We start from the raw sequence: 10,677 nt of genomic DNA, 5'->3' as shown, positions 1-10,677 counted from the left end.
CAGCCAGGCCATGAACGGGGTCAAACATATTTGGCACTGACAATCGGCACGCTGTTGAGTTCTCAAGGAGCAGACGCTTGACGATCGAACATCTGGAGAGATGCCACAATCGCGCGGTTTTTTGTGCAATCTTCTCAAATTTAGGGGCGATGCTAGTCGGTTCGCCCTGGAAGGGGCCGCCTCGCACTCGCAGTCCTAGCGACCCCCGAGGGGGAAGCCTGTCAGCGGGTCGGCTTCCGTCGGTTTCGGCGGCCGCCGTGTTGCGCTGACAGAGAGAACATTACGGGTGGATGACGGTAGGCGTCAAATCAATCCCTCTCTCAGATGTGTGAGCTATGTCACACCAACCCCGGAGTGGTTCGTTGTGATGTTCTGATATGGGAGGCTTGGGGTTCTGGCCCAGAGACGGTCGAGGCGCCGCCGCTGCTCCGTCCAGGAGCCCAGCCGCACCGGATCCCCTGGTAGGACGGCCTTGGCGCCTACCGCTCACGGTCTCGTCATCGGCCAGCCAGAACCGCCACGGCCGGTCCACAGCCGTTCTGATCCCCACCCGCGGGCCACTGCGCACCTGGGTCCGCTGATCGCTCTGGGGCGACGTTGGCCCCGCCGCGGTCCGATGGGCGGACCGCGGTCCAGGCGTCGACCCGGCGTCGCCCTCGGCGCCGTGCCGCCACACGGTGGACGACTGGGTTCGCGCCGGGCCGACCACCAGCGGACCACCTCCGGTCACCGGTGTCCCGGTCAGCCCCGGGCCGACGCCCAGGACCCGACCGAGGCGACCCGGCCCCCTGGCGAGGTCTCGCTGCGCCAGCGCGGGCCACCGATCCCGAACGGCGGCCGCGCCCGCGGTCACCTCGCCGGCTCGGATCAGCACGGCGCAGCCGTCTCCCACCGGGCCGCACACGACGTTGAGACACCAGTGCACGCCGTAGCTGAGGTACACGTACGCGTGGCCTGGCGGACCGAACATGACCGCGGCGCGCGGCGTCGGCCCGCGATAGGCGTGCGAGGCAGGGTCGTCCCGGCCCCCGTACGCCTCCACCTCCGTGATCCGAACTGCGACCGGCCCGTGCCGCACGGTCGCACCGAGAAGATCCGGTGCGACCGCCAGCACGGGCCGGTCGAAGAACGCAGCCGAGTACGGCGGCATGTCGGTCAGCCGGTCGCCCACCGACGATCCCGGTCGAGCACGGGGCGCAGCGCGTCGATCTGATCGCGGACCCGGTCGGGTGCGGTGCCGCCGGGGGCGGACCGGGCCTGCAGGGCGCCGGTCACGGACAGCACGCCACGGACGTCCGCGGTCAGCAGCGGATTGATCACCGCCAGGTCGTCGTCGCTGACGTCATCGAGATCGACGTCATGCGCCACGCACCAGGAGACGAGCTGGCCCACGGCTTCGTGCGCCTGGCGGAACGGGACCCCGTTGCGCACGAGGTACTCGGCGACGTCCGTGGCGAGCGCAAAGCCGTCGGGTGCGGCCGCGGCGAGTCGGTCACGACGCACTCGCATCGTCGCGACCGTGCCCGTCAACGCGGGCAGCACCAGCAACAGGGTGTCCACCGCGTCGAACACCGGTTCCTTGTCCTCCTGAAGATCCCGGTCGTATGCCAGGGGCAGACCCTTCAGGGTCGCGAGGAAGCCGGTGAGGCCGCCGATGAGTCGCCCGGACTTACCCCGGGCGAGTTCGGCGACATCGGGGTTCTTCTTCTGCGGCATGATCGAACTGCCGGTGGCGAAGGCGTCGTCGAGTTCCACCCAGCCGAACTCACGCGTCGTCCACAGCACGATCTCCTCGCCCAGTCGCGACAGGTGCACGCCGATGAGCGCGGCCACGAAGAGGAACTCCGCGGCGAAGTCGCGGTCGGACACGGCGTCGAGCGAGTTTTCGAACGCCCGGTCGAACCCGAGCTCCGCCGCGACGCCCTGTGGATCCAGCGGCAGGGACGAGCCCGCGAGCGCGCCGGCGCCCAGCGCGCTGACCGCGGACCGGACATCCCAGTCACGCAGCCGGTCCGCGTCCCGTACGAACGCCTGCACATGCGCGAGCAGCTGGTGACCGAAGGAGATCGGCTGCGCGTGCTGCAGATGGGTCATTCCGGGCGCTGGCGTGTCAACATGCTGCTCGGCCAGCGTCACCAGGGCCTGGGACAGCTCGGTGAGCCGAGCCGCAACCTGGCGGGCATGATCGCGCAGGTACAGCCGCAGGTCGGTGGCGACCTGGTCGTTACGGCTGCGGCCGGCACGCAGCTTGCCGCCGAGTGTGCCGAGGCGTTCCAGCAGGCCGCGTTCCAGGGCGGTGTGGACATCCTCGTCCTCCACCGTCGGCCGGAACTCACCACCGGTGACGGCTTCGGCGAGGTTGTCGATCGCGGCGAGCATCGCGGCGTACTCCGCCTCGCTGAGCAGCCCGGCCCGGTGCAGCACACCGGCGTGGGACTTCGAGGCGAGCAGGTCGTACGGCGCGAGCCGCCAGTCGAACTGGACGCTCACCGACAGCCTGGCGAGCGCCTCCGCCGGGCCGCCCGCGAAGCGACCACCCCACAGTCGCATCGGCGGACCGCCCGCCGGCGGACCGCCGGCGGGCGCGGCCGACGCGGCGGCCTCAGTGGGACGATCCGTTGAGGTCACGGGTTGAGCCGCTGCTCGCGGGCCGCCCAGACCTTGGTCGGCAGACCCCACAGTTCGATGAACCCGCGCGCGTCGCTCTGATCGAACTGGTCACCGGCGTCGTAAGTCGCCAACGCGTGGTCATAGAGGCTCGCCGGGCTGCGCCGGCCGACGACCTGTGCGACGCCGCCGGACAGGCGCAACCGCACGTCCCCGGACACCCCGACGCTCGCCGAGTCGACGAAGGCGTCCAGCGCGACCTTCAGCGGCGAGTACCAGAGGCCGTCGTAGACGATTTCACCCCAGCGCTGGTCGATGCCCCGCTTGAACCGGGCGACGTCCCGCTCCAGCGTGAGGTCCTCGAGGTCGCGGTGCGCGGTGAGCAGGGTGATCGCCGCCGGGCACTCGTAGATCTCCCGGCTCTTGATCCCGACAAGCCGGTCCTCGATCATGTCGATCCGCCCGACACCGTGCGCACCCGCGCGCGTGTTGAGCTCGGCGACCAGATCGGCCAGGGACAGAGCGCGCCCGTCCAGACCGGTGGGCACGCCGTCGGTGAACGACACCGTCACCTCGTCCGCGGGCCGCGCGACCGTTGGATCCGCCGAGTAGACGAAGACATCCTCCGGCGGCTGCGCCCATGGGTCCTCGAGGATGCCGCACTCCGCGGTCCGGCCCCACAGGTTCTGGTCGATCGAGTACGGCGATCGCTTCGACACGTCGATGGGCAGGCCCCGCTCCTCGGCGAAGGCGATCGCCTTGTCCCGGGTCATGCCCGAGTCCCGTACCGGGGCGAGCACCTTCAGACCAGGCGACAGCGCGGAGACGCCGACTTCGAAACGGACCTGGTCATTGCCCTTGCCGGTGCAGCCGTGAGCGATGGCGTCAGCACCATGCTCGCGGGCGGCCTCGACCAGGTGCTTGACGATGATCGGCCGCGACAGCGACGAGACCAGCGGGTAGCGGTCCATGTAGAGCGCGTTGGCGCGGATCGCCGGGGCGACGAACGACTCGGCGAACTCGGCGCGGGCATCGACCACGATCGACTCGACCGCACCGCAGGTGAGTGCGCGCTGACGGATGGCCTCGAGGTCCTCGCCGCCCTGGCCGACATCGACCGCCAGCGCGACGACCTCGGCGCCGGTTTCGGCGCCGATCCAGCCGATGGCCACGGACGTGTCGAGGCCGCCCGAATAGGCAAGCACGACGCGTTCGGTCACGGGACTTGTCTCCTTAGGTCGAAGTCGAATTGCGGGTTGGGTCATACCCGGGGGCGCTGGGGCGCGCTGGCCCCGGCACCGTCCGCGTACGTCCATCCGCGAGCCACAGCAGGTAGGACGCGAGCGCCGAACCGCCCAGCGGCGCGACGCCGCCGGGGGGTTCACGCCCGGCCCTGACGCTCTCGCCCGCCGGTCCGTCCCCGGTCGCATCGCCGTCACCGGCGATGGACTCGGCTGACCGGCACACGACGAGAACCGTGTCGTCCCCGGCGATGGTGCCCATGACCGACGCGAGCGCCTCTCGATCCAGCGCTGAGGCGAACAGCTGGGCCGCGCCGGGCGGGGTACGGAGCACCACAAGATCGCCGTTGGCCTCCGCCGAGACCAGCAGTTCCTCGCACAGCCGGGTCAGGGGCAACCGGACGGATTCGGCCGGCGCGAGATTGACGTCCACGGCATACACCAGTGCGCCGTCGGCGCCGCGCACCTTCGTCGCGCCGATGTCCTCCAGGTCACGGGACAGGGTGGCCTGGGTGACCTGCAGGCCCTCGGCGGCGAGCAGGCGCGCGAGCTCGGACTGGGAACGCACCGGGCGCTGTCCGATCAGCCCGGCCAGACGCGCCTGCCTGGCGTGTTTGGTCATGGGCGCGGCGCGCCGCACCCGTGCGCCGGCCGCCATCACCGCGGCCCGCCTGCTCCGTCGGCGCCCTCGGTGAGCAGCAAGGACAGCAGCGCCTTCTGCGCGTGCAGCCGGTTCTCCGCCTGATCGAACACGACCGAGTGCGGCCCGTCGATCACCGCGGAGGCGATCTCCAGCTCGCGGTGCGCCGGCAGGCAGTGCATGACCAGCACGTCCGGCCGGGCGGCCTCCACGGCCTTCTCGTCGAGGCGGTAGGGCTGGAAGACCAGCGATCGACTGTCCGATTCGTCTTCCTGCCCCATCGACGCCCAGACATCCGTGTAAAGGACATCCGCGTCGGCAGCCGCCTCGAGGGCGTCGTGCATGACCAGCGCCTCGCCCCCGGTGGCCGCGCCGATCTCGTTCGCATGCCGAACGACCTGCTCGAACGGCTCGTAACCGGGCGGCGAGGCCACGTGGATCCGCATACCGGCGAGAGTCCCGGCGAGCAGCAACGAGTGCGCGACGTTGTTGCCGTCACCGAGGTAGGTCAGGGTCAGGCCGGCCAGGCTGCCCCGCCGCTCCCGGATTGTCTGCAGGTCGGCCAGTGCCTGGCAGGGATGGGCGTGGTCGGACAGCGCGTTGACGACCGGGACGCTGGACGCCGCGGCGAGTCGTTCGAGGCGCTCCTGCGCGAAGGTCCGCACCACGATCGCGTCCACATATCTGCTGAGCACCGCGGCGGTGTCCTCGATCGTCTCGCCGCGCCCGATATGGCTGCTGGTCGCGTCGATCACGACCGGATGGCCGCCGAGTTCGGCCACTCCCACGTCGAACGAGATCCGGGTACGTGTCGAGGGCTTCTCGAACAGCAGTGCCACCGAGCGACCGGTCAGCGGCCGGTCGGCCGGGCCGGGGGTGCGCCGCCGCGCCTTGAGCGCGTCGGCGAGATCGAGAACGGCGGCCTGGTCCGCGGAGGTCAGGTCGGTGTCGAGCAGGAAGTGTCGGGCCGTCATGCGCTGACCTTAGAGCCTGTTTCGGCCGTACCCGCCAACCCGCGTGCCGCGGCGACGATGCCCGGCAGGGCGGCCACGAAGGTATCCGCCTCCGCGTCGGTGAGGATCAGCGGCGGAGCCAGTCGGACGGCGTCCGGGGCGACCGCGTTGACCAGGTATCCCGCCTGGCGCGCGGCCGTCTCCACCGCGGCCGAGAACGCGCTGTCCAGCTCGATCGCGCGCCACAGGCCCTGCCCGCGTACCCCGACGACGCCGGGGATCGTCGCGGCGAGGATGCCTTCCGCGAGCCGGTCACCGAGGCGGGCGGCGTGGTCGAGTAGTCCCTCGGCGGCGATCGTGTCGAGGACCGCGAGCGCCGCCGCGCACACGATCGGCCCGCCGCCGAAGGTACTGCCGTGGTCACCAGGGCGGAGGAGGTCAGCGGCGGCGCCCAGCCCGATGCAGGCGCCGATCGGCAGGCCGCCGCCGAGGCCCTTCGCGAGGGTGACGACATCGGGGCGCACCCCCACCGTCTGATGAGCGAACCACGAGCCCGTCCGGCCGATGCCGCTCTGCACCTCGTCGAACACCAGCAGGGTCCCGGTGACGTCGCAGGCCGCCCGCGCCTGAGCGAGGTAGCCTTCCGGCGGCGCCACCACGCCGGCCTCGCCGAGCGTCGGTTCGAGGAAGACCGCCGCGGTGCGTTCGCTGAGCGCCGCCCGCAGGGCGTTCGCATTGCCGTAGGGCACGAACCGCACGCCGGGCAGCAGGGGCTCGAACGGCGCGCGTTTCGCCGGTTGCCCGGTGATGGACAGTGCGCCGAGGGTGCGGCCGTGGAAAGAGCCCTCCGCCGCGATGATCTCTGGTCGGCCGGTCCGCCGGGCGATCTTGATGGCGGCCTCGTTCGCCTCGGCACCGGAGTTCGCGAAGAAGACCTTCGCCCCCGGCCCGGGAGGCGGCCCCGCCGCCGGAGCCTGCGCGCCGAGCAGCTCGACGAGCCGCTCGGCCAGGCGGACCTGTGGTTCGTTGGCGTACAGGTTCGACACATGGCCCAGGGTGTCGAGCTGGTGGACCACGGCGGCCCGGATCGCCGGATGGCCGTGGCCCAGCACGCTCACCGCGATGCCGCCGAGCAGGTCGACATACTCCCGCCCCGCGTCGTCCCAGACCCGCGAGCCCTGCCCGCGGACCAGCGAGAGAGCCGGGCGACCGTAGGTCGCCATCACGACCGCCTCGCGGCGGGTGAGCAGATCGGCGTTCATGTCCTGTCTCCGGACTGGTCGGGGGTGGCCGCGGCGAGGTCCGTCCGCACTGGAGGTGCGGATTCGGGATCCGGGCTGATCAGAGTGCCGATGCCGTCATCCGTGAAGATCTCCAGAAGGATCGCGTGCGGCACGCGGCCGTCGAGAACGTGGGCCTGCGGGACGCCGCCGCGCACCGCTCGCCGGCAGGCCTCCATCTTGGGAATCATGCCGGCCGCGAGGGTCGGCAGGAGCTGTTCGAGTTCCGTGATGCTCAGCTCACTGAGCACCTCGTCGCTGGCGGGCCAGTCAGCGTACAGGCCTTCGACATCGGTCAGCACGACGAGCTTGGTGGCGTTGAGGGCGACGGCGAGTTCGGCGGCGGCGGTATCGGCGTTGACGTTGTAGACACCGCCGTCGATTCCGCGGGCGACCGAGGCGACGATCGGCACCTTGCCCGAGTCGAGCAGGGCGTCGAGCGTCTCGGCGCGTACGTCGACGATGTCGCCGACGCGGCCGACGTCGACCTCCTCGCCGTCGACGATCGCCGGGCGGCGCCGCGCGGTGAACAGGTTGGCGTCCTCGCCGGAGAGCCCCACGGCGAAGGGGCCGTGGTCGTTGATGAGGCCGACGACGTCCCGGTTGACCTGCCCGAGCAGAACCATCCGCACGACGTCCATCGTCTCCGGGGTGGTCACCCGCAGGCCGCCGACGAAGGTCGACTGCACGCCGAGCCGCGCCAGATGCGCGGTGATCTGCGGGCCGCCGCCGTGGACGACCACGACCCGCAGGCCGGAGTAGCGCAGGAACACGATGTCGGCGGCGAAGGCGGCGCGCAGCGCCGGCTCCGTCATGGCGTTTCCGCCGTACTTGACCACAATGGTCGCGCCCTGGAACCGCGACAGCCATGGCAGTGCCTCGATGAGGACCTGGGTCTTCGCCAGCGCGGCGTGTCCACGAGCGCTGGCGGCCGCGCCCCGCTGGCCGGTGGGGACACCGCCGCTCATGTGGAGTACGCCGAGTTCTCGTAGACGTAGCCGTCGGTCAGGTCGTTGGTCCAGACCGTCAGCTCCTCGGAGCCGGCGTGCAAATCGACGAGAATGTCGACCTGCCGGCCGGAGAGGTCGACGAGATCCCGGCTCTCACCGGGCGCGCCGGCGCGGCAGACCCGCACACCGTTCATGGACACATCCAGGGCGTCGGGTTCGAAGGCCGCCTGGGTCGTGCCGATGGCCGCCAGGACCCGCCCCCAGTTCGGATCCTTGCCGTAGAGCGCGCACTTGAGCAGGTTGTTACGGGCCACCGACCGGCCGACCTCCAGCGCGTCGGTCTCGCTCGCGGCGCCCACAATCGTGATCGCGATCGTCTTCGTGGCGCCTTCGGCGTCCCCCAGCATCTGCTGGGCCAGATCGGTGCACACCTCGGCGACCAGCTCGGTCAGCTCGGCCTCGGGCAGGGCCACGCCCGAGGCGCCGGAGGCGAGCAGCAGCACGGTGTCGTTGGTGGACAGGCAGCCGTCGGAGTCGACCCGCTCGAAGCTGACCCGGGAGGCCTCGCGCACCACCCGGTCGAGAACGGCGGCGTCGGCTACCGCGTCGGTGGTGACCACCACCAACATGGTCGCCAGCGACGGCGCCAGCATGGCCGCACCCTTACCCATCCCGCCGACGGTCACGCCCGGGGTCGCACCGGAGGTGCGCACGGCCATCTTCGCGACGGTGTCCGTCGTGCGGATCGCCTCGGCCGCGTCAGCGCCGCCGTCGCCGCTCAACGCGGACACGGCCGCGGTGACGCCGCCGAGCAGCGCGGGCAGGTCCAGGCGAACACCGATCAGGCCGGTGGAGCAGACCGCCACGTCTCCCGCACCGATGCCCAGCGGGGAGGCGACGTGCTCCGCGGTGGCATGCGTGTCGGCGAACCCGGCCGGACCGGTGCACGCGTTCGCGCCGCCCGAGTTGAGCACCACCGCGCGCAGCCGGCCGTCGGCGAGAACCTGGCGGGTCCAGCGCACCGGGGCCGCCTGGATCCTGTTACGGGTGAAGACTCCGGCCGCCGTGTCCGACGGCCCGTCGTTCACGACCAGGGCCACATCCGGATTCCCGGATGGCTTAAGACCCGCCGCGACTCCGGCTGCACGAAAACCCTGTGGGGCGGTGACGCTCACTGCTTCCCTCCCGGGCGGATGGGTGGACGGGACCTCGCGCGGACGCGGGGTCAGGGGGCGACGATCACGGCGCGATGCCCTGGGCGCTCAGGCCGGTCGTCTCCGGCAGGCCGAGCATGAGGTTGGCGCACTGCAACGCCTGCCCGGCCGCGCCTTTGCCGAGATTGTCGATGGCGGACACGACGATCGCCCGTCCCGACTCGGCGTCATACGTGCCCTGGATGTGGACGGCATTGCCACCGAGGGTCGCCCCTGCCCGCGGCCAGCGGCCAGGAGGCAGCACCCGCACGAACGGCTCGCCCGTATAAGCCGCGCGCAGCGCCTCGTACACGGCGTCCGCGTCGGTGCCGGCGACGGCCCGGCCGGAACAGGTCGCGAGGATGCCGCGGGGCAACGGCGCGAGCACCGGGGTGAAGGACAGGCTCACCGCCGTACCGGCGACCTCGGACAGCGCCTGGACGATCTCGGGCCGGTGTTGATGGGTGCCGACCTTGTAGGCGGTGAGGTCACCCATCACCTCGCTGCCGAGGAGGTTGACCTTGGCTGAACGCCCGGCGCCGGAGGTACCGCTGGCGGCGACGACGCTCAGGTCCGCCGGCTCGACGAGCCCGGCAGCGAGCAGCGGAGCGAGAGCGAGCGACGACGCCGTGGGATAGCAGCCCGGGGCGGCGACCCGCTGACTGGACGCGATCCGCGCGCGGGCACCCGGCAGCTCGGGCATGCCATACGTCCAGCTGCCCGCGTGCTCCCCGCCGTAGGCCTTCTGCCAGGCCGCCGGATCGACGAGGCGGTGGTCGGCGCCGAGGTCGACGACGCGGACGCCGGCCGGCAGCGTCGCCGCGACCGCCGCCGACTGACCATGCGGCAGAGCGAGGAAGACGACGTCCGCGTCGCATGCCGCGAGCTCCCGCGCGTCGGTGAAGACGCGGCCGTCCAGATCGATCAGGTTCGGGTGCACCTCCGTCACCGGCAGGCCGGCCGACGTGTTCGCCGCGAGAGCACCGATACCGATTTCCGGGTGGCCGAGCAGCAGGCGCAGCAGCTCACCGCCGCCATACCCGCTGGCTCCCGCCACCGCCGCCGTCAGTCCCATACGCAAATTTATACACTCGGCCGCATGGCCATGCAATAAGATGGGGCGAACGCGTCGGCGGTGGCGGGTGGACCGGGAGGAGGGCCGCGACGGTCATGTGCAACGTTTCGCGAGGCCTCCGACCCGCCGGGTCAGGCGCGAAGGGCCGCACCGGTGCGGTCGGCCGCCGCGGCGACCGCACCGTCGCGGGCGGCGTTCGCCTCGGCGGCGGTGAGCGTGCGATCACCAGCGCGCAGACGCAGACCGAAGGCGAGCGAGCGTTGGCCGGGGCCGACCTGGGCGCCCTCGAACACATCGAAGAGCGTCAGAGATTCCAGCAGCTCACCGGCACCGTCCCGCAGCGCGGCCGTGACCTCGGCGACCGGCACCCGGGTCGGCACGACGAGCGCCACGTCCCGGTCCGCCGGCGGATAGTTCGAGATCGTTGGCGCCACCACCGCCGGGGTGGCCGCGGCCATCTCGAGCAGCGCGTCGAGGTCGAGCTCCATCGCGACCGAGCGCGGCGGCAGGCCGACGTCGGCGAGCACCCGCGGGTGCAGCTCGCCGGCACTGCCGACCAGGCGGCCCTCGATCGACAGCCGCGCGCAGCGACCGGGATGCCAGGGCATGCTGTCCCCGGCCGCCACAGTCAGGGACAGTCCCAGCGCCTCGGCGACGATCTGCCCGGCGTCGACGGCGTCAGCCCAGTCCGCCCCCCGGCCGGCGCCACCCAGCACGCTCGGCTCCCGCCGGCCTGTG

General features: G+C 71.6%; 9 protein-coding genes and 1 pseudogene. All 10 read right to left on the bottom strand.

The genetic code is table 11. The features are described from left to right. Positions 1 to 484: 484 nt before the first annotated feature. Positions 485 to 1,150, bottom strand: a pseudogene (locus MXD58_RS11225) (DNA-3-methyladenine glycosylase); the annotation flags it as partial. 5 nt (positions 1,151 to 1,155) lie between these two features. After that, entirely contained in the window at positions 1,156 to 2,628 is a 1,473-nt protein-coding gene (gene argH, locus MXD58_RS11220; RefSeq protein ID WP_248839703.1) for an argininosuccinate lyase, read from the bottom strand. Continuing rightward, positions 2,625 to 3,827 (bottom strand): argininosuccinate synthase, encoded by a 1,203-nt coding sequence (locus tag MXD58_RS11215; protein ID WP_248839704.1) that lies wholly within the window; start codon positions 3,825 to 3,827, stop codon positions 2,625 to 2,627. Before MXD58_RS11215 ends, argH begins: the two co-directional genes overlap by 4 nt. 13 nt (positions 3,828 to 3,840) lie before the next feature. Beyond that, positions 3,841 to 4,506, bottom strand: coding sequence for an arginine repressor (argR, locus tag MXD58_RS11210; RefSeq protein WP_248839705.1), 666 nt, complete (start codon positions 4,504 to 4,506; stop codon positions 3,841 to 3,843). Continuing rightward, complete coding sequence (gene argF, locus MXD58_RS11205; RefSeq protein ID WP_248839706.1) at positions 4,506 to 5,462, bottom strand: ornithine carbamoyltransferase; 957 nt, start codon at positions 5,460 to 5,462, stop codon at positions 4,506 to 4,508. Before argF ends, argR begins: the two co-directional genes overlap by 1 nt. Beyond that, the gene (locus tag MXD58_RS11200; RefSeq protein ID WP_248839707.1) at positions 5,459 to 6,703 is read right to left on the bottom strand and encodes an acetylornithine transaminase; all 1,245 of its coding nucleotides are present in this window, start codon (positions 6,701 to 6,703) and stop codon (positions 5,459 to 5,461) included. The genes argF and MXD58_RS11200 overlap by 4 nt, the downstream gene beginning before the upstream one ends. After that, positions 6,700 to 7,689: an acetylglutamate kinase gene (gene argB / locus MXD58_RS11195; protein ID WP_248839708.1), complete on the bottom strand. Its 990-nt coding sequence runs from the start codon at positions 7,687 to 7,689 to the stop codon at positions 6,700 to 6,702. Before argB ends, MXD58_RS11200 begins: the two co-directional genes overlap by 4 nt. After that, positions 7,686 to 8,846 carry a bifunctional glutamate N-acetyltransferase/amino-acid acetyltransferase ArgJ gene (gene argJ / locus MXD58_RS11190; RefSeq protein ID WP_248839709.1) on the bottom strand — a complete coding sequence of 387 codons (1,161 nt, stop codon included), beginning with the start codon at positions 8,844 to 8,846 and terminating at the stop codon, positions 7,686 to 7,688. Before argJ ends, argB begins: the two co-directional genes overlap by 4 nt. Positions 8,847 to 8,910: 64 nt before the next feature. After that, positions 8,911 to 9,939 (bottom strand): N-acetyl-gamma-glutamyl-phosphate reductase, encoded by a 1,029-nt coding sequence (gene argC / locus MXD58_RS11185; protein WP_248839710.1) that lies wholly within the window; start codon positions 9,937 to 9,939, stop codon positions 8,911 to 8,913. A 131-nt stretch (positions 9,940 to 10,070) separates the two neighbouring features. After that, positions 10,071 to 10,677 (bottom strand): phenylalanine--tRNA ligase subunit beta-related protein (locus MXD58_RS11180; protein ID WP_518477789.1); only part of this gene is annotated, 607 nt, incomplete at its 5' end.

The sequence above is a fragment of the Frankia sp. AgKG'84/4 genome (genome assembly GCF_023242965.2).
GTDB lineage: Bacteria > Actinomycetota > Actinomycetes > Frankiales > Frankiaceae > Frankia.
The sequence above is the reverse complement of the archived record's forward strand: the minus strand, read 5'-3'. Positions and strand labels throughout refer to the sequence as shown.